Source organism: Pseudomonas sp. R15(2017) (assembly GCF_002112685.1).
Classification (GTDB): domain Bacteria; phylum Pseudomonadota; class Gammaproteobacteria; order Pseudomonadales; family Pseudomonadaceae; genus Aquipseudomonas; species Aquipseudomonas glycinae.
The window spans coordinates 62,832-76,988 of sequence record NZ_NEII01000002.1 but is presented as its reverse complement, the minus strand read 5'-3'; the positions used below and the strand labels follow the sequence as shown (position 1 = coordinate 76,988).

The window sequence follows — 14,157 nt, the reverse complement described above, 5'->3', positions numbered from 1 at the left end:
ACTATGGACGAGCGGCGCAGCACGCAACAGATTCACCTGAACGCATAAAAACCGTATCAGGGCGCGTCAGATGGCCGCAGGCAGCGCCTTGATCTGATCCGCATAAATGAACAATTCCTGAGCCTGTTTTGTTTCCGGTGGGGTTTCTACAGTGCAGCTCGTGCCAGACCGGGTGGCCTGGCAAGACTTTGCAACCGTGGATGAACTGACCATGAGCACAGCAACAATCGGACAGGCTTATAACTACAAGGTCGTCCGCCAATTCGTCATCGCGACTGTTTTCTGGGGTGTCGTGGGCATGGCGATGGGGGTATGGATCGCCTCGCAACTGGTATGGCCGGACATGAATCTGGACCTGCCGTGGACAACCTTCGGCCGCTTGCGACCGTTGCACACGAGCCTGGTGATTTTCGGTTTCGCCGGCAGCGCGCAATTCGCCGCCAGTTACTACGCGGTGCAGCGCACCTGCCAGGTGCGGCTGTACTCGGACAAACTTGCGGCCTTCACCTTCTGGGGCTGGCAATCGGTCATCGTGATCATGCTGGTCACCCTGCCGATGGGCTACACCACCACCAAGGAATACGCCGAGATCGAATTCTCCGGCGCCGTTTGGATGGCGGTGGTCTGGGTCGCGTACGCCATCGTGTTCTTCACCACCGTGGTACAGCGCAAAACCAAGCACATCTACGTCGGCAACTGGTTCTTCGGCGCGTTCATCCTGGTGATCGCCATGCTGCACGTGGTCAATCACCTGTCGATTCCGGTGGACTGGTTCAAGTCCTATCCGGTGTATTCCGGCGCCACCGACGCCATGGTGCAGTGGTGGTACGGGCACAACGCGGTGGGGTTCTTCCTGACCACCGGGTTCCTCGGGATGATGTATTACTTCGTGCCCAAACAAGTGAATCGGCCGGTGTATTCGTACCGGTTGTCGATCGTGCATTTCTGGGCGCTGATCACCCTGTACATCTGGGCCGGCCCGCACCATTTGCACTACACCGCGCTGCCGGACTGGGCGCAGTCGCTGGGCATGGCGATGTCGCTGATCCTGCTGGCGCCGAGCTGGGGCGGGATGATCAACGGGATGATGACCCTGTCGGGCGCCTGGCATCAGTTGCGCACCGACCCGATCCTGCGCTTCCTCGTCCTTTCACTGGCGTTCTACGGCATGTCGACCTTCGAAGGCCCGATGATGGCGATCAAGACCGTCAACGCCCTCTCCCACTACACCGACTGGACCATCGGCCACGTACACGCCGGGGCGCTGGGCTGGGTGGCGATGATCACCTTTGGCGCGACCTATCACATGGTGCCCAAGGTCTTTGGCCGTGAGCGTATGCACAGCACGCCGCTGATCAACCTGCACTTCTGGCTGGCGACCATTGGCACGGTGCTGTACATCGCGTCGATGTGGGTCAATGGCATTACTCAAGGCCTGATGTGGCGGGCGATCAACGAGGACGGCACGCTGACCTACTCGTTTGTCGAGGCGCTGCAGGCCAGTCATCCGGGGTTCATCGTGCGCTTTGCCGGCGGGGTGTTCTTCCTCAGCGGCATGTTGCTGATGGCCTATAACGTGTGGCGCACAGTGCGGGTTGCCGACGTTGCACTCGCCCACCGTGAAGCGCAGATCGCCTGATCAAGGGAGCTGGCCATGTTCGATGTTTTGTTGAATGTATTGGGTGTGCTGTTTCTGTGGCTGGCGGTTGAGTACTGCTTGCGCCATGAGACGAGCGAGAGCCTGGATGAGGCGAGTCTGACGCCGTTTGCGGATGATCCGGAGGTGGCGCGGCGAGTTGAGATGGCTACCGGTAAAACCGTGAAAGCGGTGGCGCCGGAGGTGGCGAAACCGGGGTGGATCAACCTCGAAATGTGAGCTACTTCCGTTGATGTTGATCGTTCCCACGTCGAGGCGTCGAACCGTCCGCGTGGGAATGCAGCCCGGGACGCTCCGCGTCCCTTCCAGAGCTGGAACGCGGAGCGTCCCTTGAGGCATTCCCACGCAGAGCGTGGGAACGATCAGGTAGGGAGTGGCTTTTGATCTTAGGTGCGGTCTCGGGGAATCAGGCTCTGCAATTGCTGCGCGAGAAAATTCGCATCGAAGGCAAAGGTATCCGGATCCTTCAACCCATTGGTCTTGCGCCACTGCCAATCACCATTGGGCAGTCCCACCAACGAAACACTCCCATACCGCGCCGCCGTCAACCCCATCACCGCCAGCGAAATCTGCCCACCACTGCCCATCACGTCCGGTACAAACTCCACCGGTTTGCCGGCAATCACGATGCTCAATTTTTCAGTCTTGAAGGTTGAGGTCTCAACCGGAATGCTCGGCCCGAACGCCACATAAGCCTCCCGACTCACCTCCAGCAAACCCGGCGCCTGCACCGGCTCCAGCCATTGCTGAATCTGTCCGAACAACTCGGTAATCCGGGTGGCCCAGGTCGCTGACTGCGTCTCGAACAATTGCTTCTTGTGCGCTTCGCTGTCGGCATAGTGGCGAAGCATTTCGCCCAGTTGCTGTACGTCGTCCATTGCGGTGTTCCTTCAAGGAAGCGGTGCTGCGGACGTCGAGCATGGCAGATGCCGATGACGGCCGTGCAAGTCATTTGCCTGCACGGTCGCCTGATCGACCATTGACGGACAGAAGGTCAGCGTTTGCGCAGACGCGCCATGCTCAAAGTGTCGACCCATTGCCCGTCACGCACGGCGTAATCGCGGAACAGGCCCTCATTTTCGAAGCCGAACTTGCGGTAGAGCCCGATGGCCGCCTCGTTGTCGGCGTACACCGAAAGCTCGACCCGGTGCAAATTCATCCCGGGTCACGGCCGGGTCGTTATAAAGCGCGGTGATGCCCTCGACGTGGGATTCGTTGAAGCGCTCGAGATGAATGGCGGGGTTGTGCTCAGGCATGAAAGATCCCTCCTGGATCAGTGCGTGGCCGGTCACTGTAAACCGCTTCTTCACGGATTCGCCATGACTGTTTAAAGCCGTTGACCGAAACGTCCGGCAAGCCACAACGCCTTGCGCCATTGCCTACGCATCCGCCAGAATCCGCCGGCTTGTGCGCCTTGGGGGTGGGCTCTATCGTTTCCGGGTCGCTGATGAATCAGCGATCGGGTCTCGCAGCCCGCGACCTCTAGACGCACAGCACCCTCCAGCTTTATGGCGGCTGTACGTGGGAGACCCTCGGGTCTGCCGGTTCTAGAGTCCCGGTCTGCGACCCGCGTATAGCTGCCACCTCTTCGTATCGCAGCGAATCGTGGCGGCTCCATGACTCTGGAGATTCAATCATGATCAAACCAACGCCAAACCCACCCGAAACCGACGCCACCTCGCCTTACGAATCGCTGGATTCAAAGACCTTCCACGAAGCCGCCGAACGCGCTCTCGATCACTACTTCAATCCCCTGCACCCCAGAAAACCACTGCTCAAACCCAACACCCGCTACCTCATCGCCCCCGGCATCGACAGCGAAGAACTGCTGGCCGACGCCTGCGAAACCCTGACCTCGGCCAAAACCATGGCCACCGACTTCGCCGGTTTGGTGGACGGCTCGCATCGACATGTGCTGTTGGGGATTGCGCAACTGATCATGCTGGGGGAGCTGGCGGTGAATCGGGCGCTGGATAATCTGGAGTTGAAGGCTGAGGCGCCGCTTTAGTTCGATGATCGTTCCCACGCTCTGCGTGGGAATGCAGCCCGGGACGCTCCGCGTCCCTTCCGGAGCTGGAACGCGGAGCGTCCCTTGAGGCATTCCCACGCAGAGCGTGGGAACGATCTACTGATCCTGGCGAGACTTACTCGAACCACTCCTGCCGCTCATTGAACGTTCGTTGAATCAACTCAACCAACGTCTGTACTTCAGCCACATCCTGCGATGCGGAATTAATCGCCAACCACGCCTGCAACCGCATCGCCTCGTCAAACAACCCCGGCAGCGCCACCAATCCGCGATCAAACCGGCTCATGTACATCGGCAGCAAACCGATGCACGCGCTGCAGCGGATCATCTCCAGCATCAGCTCGTAAGACTGCATCTGCACCACCCCGGCCAGGCGCTGTTCGACCAATTCATTCCACGGTCGAAAGCTGTCGATCTGCCGGTCGTGCTGCCATTGCACCAGCATGAAATCGGCGAGGTCGTCCGGACTTTCTGGCCGCGCAGTCACGCGGGAGTAGCGCTTGGCGATGTGCGGCTGATATTCCAGTTGTGCAAGGCGTTGCGGTTCGCTGGTGGCGAAGGTCGGGCCGGGGTGCGGGGTGTCTCCGTGGGCGAGCCACAGCACGATGTCGGCGCTGACGGCGCGCAGGGCCAGTTCGCTGTCGAGGGCGATGATCTCAAGGCGCACGCTGGCGTTGCGGCGCAGCAGTGCGATGAGGTCGCGACCGAGGATGTCATGCAGGATCGATTCGGCGACGGCCAGCCTGATCAGCGGTTGCTCGATCACCGGCAGTTTGCGTTCGTGAGCCAAAGCGATCAGCTGCGCCTGCAATTGCTGGCCTTCGCGAGTCAGGCTGAGCGCGCTCCCCTGAAAGCTGAACAGCGCGCATTGCAGTTGCTGTTCGAGTTGCGCCAGCTGTTTGCGCAGCAGGGTCGAGCGCACGTTGAGGCTGCGGGCGGCTTGCATGAAGCAGCCGCAACGGGCGCTGACCAGAAAGTATTGGGCGACGTCGCCGTCGAGGATTGCGGCCTGCGCCAGCCAGGGTTCGTCCTTGTCCCGGGGCCAGCGAAAATCGGCGCTGCTCGGTCGTGCTGCGGGTTCGGTGAATGACATCGATGACTCCCTGTCGATCTTTGTTTTGATGTGCCGCAAGCCAGTTTTCTGAATCCAGTGATTTCCCTGTGGGAGCTGGCTTGCCAGCGATAGCGGAGTGTCAGACACCACATAAGTTGGATGTGATTACCTCATCGCTGGCAAGCCAGCTCCCACAGGGACTTCGGTGATGCTGAAATCAGCGTTTTTCCTCCAGCACCTTGTTGAGCTCGGCCCCGTCGATACTCAGCGTTGCGGTGTTGAGCATGCCGTCCAGATAGGCTTGGGCGATCTGTTCCTGACGCTGTGCCCGCAAGGCCTGGGTCAGTTGGTCACGCAATTCGTCGAGGGTCGCGGTGCGGGCCGGTTGTTGTTCGGTGAGTTTGATCACGTGGAAGCCGGCGCTGCTTTGAACGGGATCGGAAACCGCGCCAACCTTGAGCCGCGCCACCGCACCACGCACTTCCGGCACCAGTTGCTGCAACGGTTGCAGGCCGGTGTCGCCGCCGCGTTCGGCCGTGAGGCGATCCTGGGAAAACTCTTTGGCCAACGCCGCGAACTCCGCCGGGGTTGCCTGGGCTTTCTTGCTCAACTCCGTCGCCTGCTTGCGCACGGTTTCAAGATTCTGCGGCTCATTCACCCCAAGGAAAATCTGGCTCACCCGATACAGCACCGGCGTCTGCCAGTTGGCCTTGCCCGCGTCATACGCCTGCTGCAACTCGGCAGCGCTCGGGTAATCCGCCGGCACTTTACTCACCGACTGCAAATAGTCGCGGAACACGATCTGTTCGGTGGCGGCGCGGGTCTGCCGCACCACGTCCGGGCGCTGCGCCCAGCCCTGGGCGTCGGCCTGTTCCAGCACGGCTTTTTCGGCCAGGCGTGAACGAATCCAGCGCTCCAGCGCCTCACGATTGCCACGCAGTTGCTCGCGAGTCTGTGGCGGTACGGCCGCCAGCAACGCCTGCAATTCCTCCGGTGAAACCTGCTGATTGCCCAATCGCGCCACCGCAGGCCCACTGTTCGCTGCAATCACCGGCGCCGGTTGCTGGGCGGCGACCGGGTCATTGCCCGGCCGCACCACCAGCGCCACGGCCACCACCAGCAGCGCCACCGCAGCGGCGCTGATTACCATGGCAGGCTTTGTCACAGCGCGACTTCCTCTTGCTCAACCTTTGGAGCCTGGGCGGCAGCAGCGTTCTGGGTGAAATCACGCAGATACACGATGAACTCCTGAAGCAGGCGATCCCACAATTCCAGGTTGCCGCGCAGGTGATCGTTGCTGACACCCGCAGCCACCACCACGTCCATTTCCATCACCAGAAACTCACCCTGCAACGACAACCGGGCAAACCGGCGGGTCGCATTCCACTGTTCGGCCACACCCACCGGCAATTCACCCTGTACCCGTAGCGCACAGCTGAAGGTGAAGTCGACGTAACTGCCCTGCTCCGCCACTGCCGGGTTGCCGAAACGCACCGCATAACCGATGCCCTGACTGGCGCTGAGCAACTGGACGATGCCGTTCTGTTCGGTCTGGTTGACGCGGTAACCGGCGGCTTGCAGCACTTCGGTCAGGGATTGCGGGGATACGTGGGAGATCAATTGAGTCATTACTTCTTCCTTGTCCATGAGTCTTTTAATCAGTGCGCAATCGCGGCTTGCGGCGCATCGAATTGAGTCTTGTACAGTTCGTCGCCAAAGCCCTGAGCCAGTTCATCGAACTTGACCCGGGCGCTGCCGGCGAAGGGCTGGCGGATCTTCATCACCTCGGCCACATCGATGTTTTCGTAGGCGGTGAGAATCTGCTTGGCCACGCCATACATCTGCTGATTCTTGACCGAACATTGCTGCACTTGTGTGTCACGTTCAGTCAATTGCGCTTGAAGCTTAGACCGTTCTGCCTCTTTGGCACGGGCCATGACCAACAGCTCTTCGTAGGCCTTCTTGAACTTGCCGGTCTGCTCGTTGCTGGCCGCGACTTGCGCCTGGGCCTGGCTGTGCAGGCTTTGCTGCTGCCCGGCCAGTTGCTCGACAAGGCCTTTGGCCTTGGCCAGTTCGGCGGTCAATTGCTTGATTTGTGCCTGCGCAGCCTTGGCTTCGTTCTGCGCCGCCAGTTGCGCGGCGCTGGCCTGGGCCTGTTGGCTTTGCAGGGTTTGCAGCTGTTGGGTGGTGCTGCGCAATTGCGTGCGCAGGCGTTCTTCCATGCCTTCGGCGCTCGCCCCGGTAGCGATCAACATCCCGAGTCCAAGCCATAAAAAGCGGATTTTCATAACCCTCTCCCGGCGCTTTAGAAGCGCGTGTTGATCTCAAGCTGCATGACGTCGATGTCGAACGGCGCGCCATACACCGCTTCCGAACTCAGCCAGCGACCGGTGGCGTAGACGTTCTTCGCCAGACCGTAATTGCCGCCCAGGAAGTAGCCCTTGGCGTTGGTGCCGCCGAGGTGGAACGACGAATCGTTGAAGCCGTCCGGCAAGGCATCCGGCTGGATGTACTTGTAGCCGGCGAACAGGTTCCAGTCGCCCTGCTTCTTCAGCTCCAGCGCGTTGCCGAGGGTGAACTGGACCATCCACGCATTGGCACCGCTTTCGATGCTGCCGTTGCTGTCGAGGTTGTTGACGATCTGCCCCGCCGAGCGCTTGCGCATGTCGCCTTCGTCGTAACCGAGGTTGTGGATGTAGTTGCCCTGGCTGCGCAGTTTGAAGTCTTCCGGCAGGTCGGCGTCCCACACCACGTTGAGGTCCAGCAGGTTGAACTCGGACGCCAGGCCGACGAATTGCGGCTGCGGCGTGGTGGTCGGGTTGAGCGGATTCGGCGTGATGTCGCGCAGCAGGAACACGCTGTTGCCCTTCTGCATGAACGCCGCGCGGGTGCCGTCGCTGTCGCAGCCCGGCGCGCCGGCCCACGGTTCGCAAGGGCTGGAGCGCTGGCCTTCGATATCGTCGAAGCGGTAGTAGGCCAGCGCACCTTTCAAGCGGTTGTTGCTGTTGATCGCCCATTTGGCGCCGATCTGCGCGCCGTACAGCCATTTGTTGTCACTTTCTTCCTTGTCGAAGCCGTTGCTGGTGGTGGTGTCGTTGGTGTAGTCCACCGGGAACGCGCCGACGGTGCCGAACACGCCCCAGTCGCGGCTGAGCTTGTGGTCGAAAATCGCCGCCACGCCGTCGAAGTTCAGGTCGTTGGAGTACAGCATGTCGGTGGACATGAACGGGTTGGCGAAACGGCCACCGGTCAGGGTCAGTTCATCCGACGGCTTCCAGGTCAGGTAACCCTGATCGAGCCAGATGTCTTTTTTCGAGAAACCGCCGCCGAGGTTCTGGGTGGTCGACACCGGGTTGTTGTCCGAGCCGGTGCCGATGCGGATGCCGGCGGTCCATTGCGGCGAAATCTCCGCTTTCATGCCCAGTCGGGCGCGCAGGCGGAACAGGTTTTCGCGGTCTTCGCGGGTGTTTAGCAACGGCGGCAAGGCCGTGCTGCTGTTGGGGTTCACGTCGTACGGGCCGTTGTTGTTGAGCTTGGCGAAGTCGACGATTTCGTTGCTGTTGCTGCCCGAGTAGTAGCGCGATTCGTCACGCAGACGGATGTCGCCGTCGAAGCTGATGCGCGACGCCCAGTCCGGGAAGGTGTTGGGCGCGGCCCAGTTTTCCTGTTTGGCGGTGGCCATGACTTCGGCCTTGACCTGATCGCGGATCTGGTCGCGCACCGCGGCCGGCACGTATTGCACCCGCACATCGCCCGGTGCGGCGACCGGCCCGGCGGCCACAGCTGTAGACGCGGCAGCCTGCTTGGCCTGGGCCGCTTCGTTCTGGGCCTGGGCGATCAGCGCGTCGGCCTTGTCCTGTTTCAGAATGCCCTGCTCGACCAGCAAGCGGATCAGATTGATCGTGGCGTTCTCCGAGGGCGCAGGCGCTGCCGCGGCCTGACCGACCAGGGTCGCGATGACCATGCCGACCGCCAGGGACAATCGATTCACGTTGGAAATCATCTGCACACAACTCCTTTTCATACAGCTTTATGAATTCGGTTAACCCGGACGCCGCCCTTGCAGGGACATGCGCACAGGCAAGGTGATGGAGGCCGGCGGCCGTTCGCTCAGGTGGGGCGCGTTACGCAAGGCGGCCAGCACCTGACTGTCAATCTCGGGGTTGCCGCTGGACTTGATCAGCTCGACCCGGGTGATCTCGCCGACGCTGCTCAGCCACACATCGGCCTGCAGCGAAAACGCGAGGTTGCGCAGGTCGGGGTTCTCACGCAGCAGCTTCTGGAAAGTGAACGCGAGGAACTGGCTATACGTGCCGTTGCCCAGTCGCCCACCGCCGGAACCGGCCATGCCGCCGCCCTTGCCCGCGCCGATATTGAACGCGTCGCTGCCGCTCTGGGCGTCGCCGTCGATTTGCATCGGGTTGGCCAGGTCGTCCGCCGGCGATGGCGGCGCCTCTTCCTCGGGTTTCACTTCCTGCGGCTCGGGCGTCGGCTCGGGCTCGACGATTTTTTCTTCCACCGGGGTTTCCGGCTCCGGCGGTTTTTCCGGCGGCGGAGGTGGCGGTGGCGGCAACGGAATGATCGTCGGCACCTTGGGCGCCTCCCGGCGGATGCCGCTCATGTCGTTGGCCCACTGCCACAACAGAAACGCCGCGACGGCGCCCAGCAGCAGCCCGGCGCCCCACTTCACGTAACGCAGTGGCGACTTCTTCACCGGCAAAGGCTCGATTGGCAGTTGTGCAGTCATCACTCAGCCCTGCGTCGGTTTGCCGGTAACGAGACCGACCTGGGACAGTTCGAGCCGGCGCAGCAGGTCCAGCACTTCGATGACCTTCTGGTACTGCACCGTGGCGTCGCCGCGCACGATCACCGGGAAGTCCGGGTTCTGCGCCTTCTCGATGCGCAGGCGCTCTTCCAGTTCAGGCAACGTGACCGGATAGGCGTCGAGGAACACCTGGCCGCCGTCGTTGACCGAAATCGCCTTGGTCTTGGCCTCGGACAGCGACACGGCGGCGCTGGCCTTGGGCAGGTTGATCTGGATCCCGGAGACCTGCGCGGTGGCGGTGAGGATGAACATCACCAGCACCACCATCAGCACGTCCACCAGAGGCGTGATGTTGATGCTGTCCACTGCGGCATCTTCGTCATCGTCGTGGGAGGCATTTACGGACGCCATGTCAGTGCTCCTCAGGCCGGTACGGAGTGGTTGGCGTGATGGCCGCGCTGATGCGCCGCTTCACTGGACTGGCCTTCGCCGTGCATCTCCGCCAGGCGGGTGATGAACTCGTCGACGAATACGCGCATGTCGGCGCTGACTTCCTTGTTGCGGGTGATCAGGCGGTTGTAGCCGAACAGCGCCGGGATCGCGACGAACAGGCCCATGGCGGTCGCCAGCAAGGCTGCGGCCATACCCGGCGCGATGGCGTTGATGTTGACGTCGCCGGCCATGGCCGTGCCGAGGAACACCACCATGATCCCCAGCACGGTGCCGAGCAGGCCGATGTACGGGCCGCCGGCGATGGCGTTGGACAGGGTCGAAAGTTTCGAACTCAGTTGCTGGTTTTCCCGGGTGCGCACGCCGTCCATCGAGCAGCGGATCGCTTCGATGGTCGCCGCCGAAACCGACGAGGTATCGGCGCCCTGCTCGCGGCGGGTACGGATCTCCTTCACTGCCACTTGATACAGACGCCACAGCGGCGAGTGCTGCAGGCGCAGGGCGAGTTGAGTGTCGTCGGCGAACATTTCCAGGCGGGTGCCGACCTTGGCGAATTGCACGCGGAAGTCTTCGTTGGCAGCAGTGACGCGGCTCAGGGTGCGGTTCTTGCGCAGCATGATGATCCACGACTGGAACATCATCAGCACCAGCACCGCGATGATCACGCAGGCATCCACCGGCACCGCGTTGAGCAGGAAGCCGAGGCTGCCGAAACCGAAGCCGGACTGTTCTTCATCAACGCCATAGGCGACCAGTTTCGACTCGGCGCCTTGCGAAGTGGCGTCGGCCAGCAGCAGCGGCGCCGGACGGGCGACTTTCGACAGGCGCAGTTCATCAATGGCGCCCACGAATGGCTGGAACGCGCTCGGGGAAAGATCAGCACCAATGGCCATGACCGAGTTGAACGCCGGCATCGCCTGGGCCAGTGCCGCACTTTCGCGACCGTTGATGTACAGCGTCACTTTCGCGCCTTCGGCGGTCAGCGCGACGTGCTGCCATTGGCCCGGATTCAGCGGTTGCGTGGCGACGGCGCGCTGGCCGTCGATGTCCACGAACGGCACGCCCTGATTCACACCGACCAGCAGGCTGTTGCTGCCCTCGCGGCGAGCCAGGATCAGTTGCTCGCCATTGGCCTGATCCAGTCGCAGCCAGGCACTGAAGGTGAACGCGCTGCCAGCGTTGTGCTGCAACGACGGACTGGCCGGCAGCAGCAACGGCTGGCCGCTGAACTGCAAGGCCCGCCCTACTACGCCGTCAATGCTTGCGCCGGTCGCACTTTGCGCGGTGTTGCCGTAAGCGGTGGTGTCTTTCGCCGGAGTGCCGGTGGCGCCGTCGAAGTGATAGAGCGCGGTGTAATTCGGATCGAACGTCAGTTGGCCGTTGCCGGTGGCCGGAGCCTTCTGGTTGCCGTAGTACATCCAGATGTCCTGACGCTGACCGCCCTCGACATTCGGCACATCGACCCAGATCAGCGCCATGCCCATCAGCGCGTCGAAGCTTTCGATCTGGTGGTTGAGCACGGTCTTGTCATCCGCGGCGACGAAGCGCAGGTCCGAGCCGTCCTCTTTCACGCCGTCGAAGGTGAAGTTGCCGGTGTGCAGGCGTACCAGCAGCGCGGTGCGGCCCAGGGCCTGATTGATCGCGGCGCCTTGTGGCGTGGTATCGACGGCGATCTGTTTGCGGTAATGCCAGTCGTCCTGCCACCAGGCCTGAGCCGTGGCCGGGAGCACGAAGCCCAGGCAGATCAACAACGAAAGGAATAGGCGCTGCATGAAAAGTGCTCCTTGTTAGAAAGTGGCCTGAAGGTTGAAGTGCAGGCGCGATTCCTGTTTCGAGGTGTTCGGCCCTTCGAGTAGCGGGTAGCCCCAGTCGAGGCTGCCGGACAGCCATTTGCTCAGGCTGGCGCGGGTGCCGAGACCGACACTGGCCAAGGCGTAGTTGGCGTCCTGATCCGGCAGTTCGTCGCGCAGATAGAGTTGCGCGCCTTCGGCGAATGCGTAGAAGCGCCAGTCCTGCATCCAGCCGCCGACGTACTTGGCCAGCGACGGTGTGCGCAGCTCTTCGCTGAGCAGGAAGCCGTCATCGGCGGTGCGTTCGGCGGCCAGATAACCGCGCACCGAAGTCGCGCCGCCGGCGGAGAATTGCTCGTTGGAAACCAGCGGTCCCGACGCCAGCTGGAACGCGGCTTTGCTTGCGCTCTGCCAGTCGCTGTCGAAGGTCCAGGTGAAGTTGGTATCGCCCTTGAGCACGGCGAAACTCGGGTTGGCGCGGTAGCGTTTGTAGTCGAAGTCTTCGTCGGAGCTGCCGTAGCCGAAGAGGCTGCGAGTGGCCGCGACCAGGCTCAGGCCGAGGCCGAGCTGGCTCTTTTCGCTGTAGCGATAGCCATTGTAGGCGAAGGTGAACGGCGCGTATTTGAGCGGCACCTTGTCGCTCTCGCCGGACAGGGTCAGGCGTTCGTCGAAGTCCTTGAAGTCGATGCCGGCCGACAGCGAGTTCGACCAGTTGCCGCTGGACGGGATCGTGTAGATCGCCGATACGCCGTAGGAATGGCCCTTGCCGAGCACGTTGCTGCCGCCGAGGGTGGCGACGTTGCTGTCGGACTGGTAACCGGAGAACTGCACGCTCCAGCGCTCGGTCAGCGGTGCGGTGTAGGAACCGGACCAGACCTTGGCGTTGTCGGTGTCCTGCGGCGCGGTGAAGAACGTCAGGTTGACGCTGTGGCCGAGTTGCCAAAGGTTGTTGTAACCAAGACTGGTGACGGTGCGCAGTTTTTCGGTGTCGGCGCTGTAGTCGTTGTTCAGACCCACGCTGGCAGTCCACGGGTTCTGGTCTTCGACCTGCAGGTCCACGTCCATGGTGCCGGGGCGCTGACCTTCACGCACCAGCGGCATCACCTGGCGGCCCGGGGTCTTGTTGAGTTGCGCCAGTTCGCCCTGGACCCTGGCGAAGTCCGGTACCTCGCCTTCCTTCAGCGCCGGGACGTTGTCGCGGATATCCAGCGGCGAATAGTGTTTGGCGCCGACCACGCGGACCCGGCCGACCTTGGTTTCGCTGACTTGCAGGTAGACGATGCCGTCGGCCACCGCCTGCTCCGGCAGTTCGACGAACACCGATTGATAGCCGCGTTCCTGATAGGCCTTTTGCAGGGCATCCCGCGCGCCTTCGATGTCGCTCAAGGCTTTTTGCGGGCCGAGGAAGGGGTACACCGCTTCTTCGATCGCCCGCGCATCGAGCACGGTGTTGCCGCGCACGAAGTATTCGTTGACGTCCACCAGACGCTGCGCCGCTGCGTTCCCGGCCTCATCGGCGAACGCCGGCTGCGCGCCGGCCGTCACCAGCAGCCAGCCCCACAGCGCCAGCCGTGACGTGAAAATCTGCTCCACACTACCCCCTGAAATTCGCGATGACCTGTTGGCGCTCATGCGCCTTGCGTGTGCGTCAGTTACTGGCGTTCTTGATTGCTGAAGTGCAGGCCCCGGTGTGCTTGCCCAGCCAGGTGTGCAGCAGCGCGAAGTTCAAGGAGAACTCGGGCATTTGCAGCAGCGCGCCGCAGAACACTTCACCGATGATTTTCTGGATGAGCTGCACCGCACGCGGCTCGTTGAGCAGCGTGGCGATGTCGCGACTGAGGACGTTGAAGCTCCAGACTTTCTGGTTCAGGCCCAGGCCGACGAACCAGCGGAACAGCAGGTTGTAATTGAGCTGTTCATAGAGCTGCTGCTCGCTGGGCACCGAATACAGCAGTTGCAGGAGCAGGATGTGCATGACCGTCTGCGGGGCGATCAGCATGCCGGGCCGGGCATTGAGTTCGTGCAGGAGATCGCGGTGGGCATCGAGCAAGTCATCGATCTGCGGGCGCAGCAGCACCAGCGAATGCCCCGGCGGAATGTAGCTGGAAACCTCTTTCAAGGCGCCCTGCCAGTCATCCTGCGACACGATCCAGACCCACGGCGCGCCGTAGCGATACACCGAAACCGGCTTCTTGCGCGCGGCTTCGACGATCTTCGACAGGCGTTGATCGAGTTCCTGCATGCCCACTTTCGAGTAGCGTTCCATAGTCCCCATTGCCTCACTCCCGGCGTCCCGCCTCGGCTTGTGAAAAGCGCCCCTCAGGGCCCCTCAAGCGCGTTACATAGGCATGACCGGACTGGCGATGTGCTACCGAACTTTTGTCATAAAAGCTTCATTACGGAAGTTGATCG

14 protein-coding genes and 1 pseudogene are annotated in these 14,157 nt (G+C 62.0%); 3 read left to right on the top strand and 12 right to left on the bottom strand.

The window, feature by feature from the left end:
* Positions 1-211 precede the first annotated feature (211 nt).
* Together ccoN and CAF77_RS03980 are read left to right on the top strand one after the other, a co-directional pair.
* Positions 212-1,639 carry a cytochrome-c oxidase, cbb3-type subunit I gene (gene ccoN, locus CAF77_RS03985; protein WP_064384104.1) on the top strand — a complete coding sequence of 476 codons (1,428 nt, stop codon included), beginning with the start codon at positions 212-214 and terminating at the stop codon, positions 1,637-1,639.
* 15 nt (positions 1,640-1,654) lie between these two features.
* Positions 1,655-1,876 (top strand): hypothetical protein, encoded by a 222-nt coding sequence (locus CAF77_RS03980; RefSeq protein ID WP_064381829.1) that lies wholly within the window; start codon positions 1,655-1,657, stop codon positions 1,874-1,876.
* Between the two features lie 167 nt (positions 1,877-2,043).
* Here the strand turns inward: CAF77_RS03980 and CAF77_RS03975 are convergent, their stop codons facing one another.
* Both CAF77_RS03975 and CAF77_RS03970 read right to left on the bottom strand, forming a co-directional pair.
* A complete protein-coding gene (locus tag CAF77_RS03975; protein WP_064381830.1) occupies positions 2,044-2,535 on the bottom strand; it encodes a hypothetical protein in 492 nt (163 codons plus the stop codon).
* 116 nt (positions 2,536-2,651) lie between these two features.
* A pseudogene (locus tag CAF77_RS03970) lies at positions 2,652-2,913 on the bottom strand (GNAT family N-acetyltransferase).
* 380 nt (positions 2,914-3,293) lie between these two features.
* Here CAF77_RS03970 and CAF77_RS03965 point away from each other — a divergent pair.
* The gene (locus CAF77_RS03965) at positions 3,294-3,665 is read left to right on the top strand and encodes a DUF6124 family protein (RefSeq protein ID WP_064381831.1); all 372 of its coding nucleotides are present in this window, start codon (positions 3,294-3,296) and stop codon (positions 3,663-3,665) included.
* Between the two features lie 136 nt (positions 3,666-3,801).
* Here the strand turns inward: CAF77_RS03965 and CAF77_RS03960 are convergent, their stop codons facing one another.
* The 10 genes from CAF77_RS03960 to CAF77_RS03915 form a co-directional block, all read right to left on the bottom strand.
* Entirely contained in the window at positions 3,802-4,779 is a 978-nt protein-coding gene (locus tag CAF77_RS03960) for a LysR family transcriptional regulator (protein ID WP_064381832.1), read from the bottom strand.
* Between the two features lie 178 nt (positions 4,780-4,957).
* Entirely contained in the window at positions 4,958-5,890 is a 933-nt protein-coding gene (locus tag CAF77_RS03955) for a peptidylprolyl isomerase (protein WP_371915533.1), read from the bottom strand.
* Positions 5,891-5,901: 11 nt separating this feature from the next.
* Entirely contained in the window at positions 5,902-6,369 is a 468-nt protein-coding gene (locus tag CAF77_RS03950) for a YbjN domain-containing protein (RefSeq protein WP_064381834.1), read from the bottom strand.
* 29 nt (positions 6,370-6,398) lie between these two features.
* On the bottom strand, positions 6,399-7,028 hold the full coding sequence (locus CAF77_RS03945; RefSeq protein WP_064381835.1) for a hypothetical protein: 630 nt from the start codon (positions 7,026-7,028) through the stop codon (positions 6,399-6,401).
* Between the two features lie 17 nt (positions 7,029-7,045).
* The gene (locus CAF77_RS03940; RefSeq protein WP_064381836.1) at positions 7,046-8,743 is read right to left on the bottom strand and encodes a putative porin; all 1,698 of its coding nucleotides are present in this window, start codon (positions 8,741-8,743) and stop codon (positions 7,046-7,048) included.
* Positions 8,744-8,782: 39 nt separating this feature from the next.
* A complete protein-coding gene (locus tag CAF77_RS03935; RefSeq protein WP_064381837.1) occupies positions 8,783-9,487 on the bottom strand; it encodes an energy transducer TonB in 705 nt (234 codons plus the stop codon).
* 3 nt (positions 9,488-9,490) lie between these two features.
* On the bottom strand, positions 9,491-9,916 hold the full coding sequence (locus CAF77_RS03930; RefSeq protein ID WP_007955109.1) for a biopolymer transporter ExbD: 426 nt from the start codon (positions 9,914-9,916) through the stop codon (positions 9,491-9,493).
* Between the two features lie 11 nt (positions 9,917-9,927).
* Positions 9,928-11,727 carry a DUF2341 domain-containing protein gene (locus tag CAF77_RS03925; RefSeq protein WP_085654058.1) on the bottom strand — a complete coding sequence of 600 codons (1,800 nt, stop codon included), beginning with the start codon at positions 11,725-11,727 and terminating at the stop codon, positions 9,928-9,930.
* Between the two features lie 15 nt (positions 11,728-11,742).
* Complete coding sequence (locus tag CAF77_RS03920; protein ID WP_064381839.1) at positions 11,743-13,338, bottom strand: ShlB/FhaC/HecB family hemolysin secretion/activation protein; 1,596 nt, start codon at positions 13,336-13,338, stop codon at positions 11,743-11,745.
* Positions 13,339-13,393: 55 nt separating this feature from the next.
* Positions 13,394-14,020 carry a transposase gene (locus CAF77_RS03915; RefSeq protein WP_064381840.1) on the bottom strand — a complete coding sequence of 209 codons (627 nt, stop codon included), beginning with the start codon at positions 14,018-14,020 and terminating at the stop codon, positions 13,394-13,396.
* Positions 14,021-14,157: the final 137 nt, after the last annotated feature.

What these genes read in the sequence shown, in the direction of transcription:
- CAF77_RS03980 (WP_064381829.1), top strand. Translation starts at nt 1,655, where the DNA reads ATGTTCGATGTTTTGTTGAATGTATTGGGTGTGCTGTTTCTGTGGCTG.
- ccoN (WP_064384104.1), top strand. Translation starts at nt 212, where the DNA reads ATGAGCACAGCAACAATCGGACAGGCTTATAACTACAAGGTCGTCCGC.
- CAF77_RS03945 (WP_064381835.1), bottom strand. Translation starts at nt 7,028, where the DNA reads ATGAAAATCCGCTTTTTATGGCTTGGACTCGGGATGTTGATCGCTACC.
- CAF77_RS03930 (WP_007955109.1), bottom strand. Translation starts at nt 9,916, where the DNA reads ATGGCGTCCGTAAATGCCTCCCACGACGATGACGAAGATGCCGCAGTG.
- CAF77_RS03950 (WP_064381834.1), bottom strand. Translation starts at nt 6,369, where the DNA reads ATGACTCAATTGATCTCCCACGTATCCCCGCAATCCCTGACCGAAGTG.
- CAF77_RS03960 (WP_064381832.1), bottom strand. Translation starts at nt 4,779, where the DNA reads ATGTCATTCACCGAACCCGCAGCACGACCGAGCAGCGCCGATTTTCGC.
- CAF77_RS03925 (WP_085654058.1), bottom strand. Translation starts at nt 11,727, where the DNA reads ATGCAGCGCCTATTCCTTTCGTTGTTGATCTGCCTGGGCTTCGTGCTC.
- CAF77_RS03975 (WP_064381830.1), bottom strand. Translation starts at nt 2,535, where the DNA reads ATGGACGACGTACAGCAACTGGGCGAAATGCTTCGCCACTATGCCGAC.
- CAF77_RS03965 (WP_064381831.1), top strand. Translation starts at nt 3,294, where the DNA reads ATGATCAAACCAACGCCAAACCCACCCGAAACCGACGCCACCTCGCCT.
- CAF77_RS03955 (WP_371915533.1), bottom strand. Translation starts at nt 5,890, where the DNA reads ATGGTAATCAGCGCCGCTGCGGTGGCGCTGCTGGTGGTGGCCGTGGCG.
- CAF77_RS03915 (WP_064381840.1), bottom strand. Translation starts at nt 14,020, where the DNA reads ATGGGGACTATGGAACGCTACTCGAAAGTGGGCATGCAGGAACTCGAT.
- CAF77_RS03935 (WP_064381837.1), bottom strand. Translation starts at nt 9,487, where the DNA reads ATGACTGCACAACTGCCAATCGAGCCTTTGCCGGTGAAGAAGTCGCCA.
- CAF77_RS03940 (WP_064381836.1), bottom strand. Translation starts at nt 8,743, where the DNA reads ATGATTTCCAACGTGAATCGATTGTCCCTGGCGGTCGGCATGGTCATC.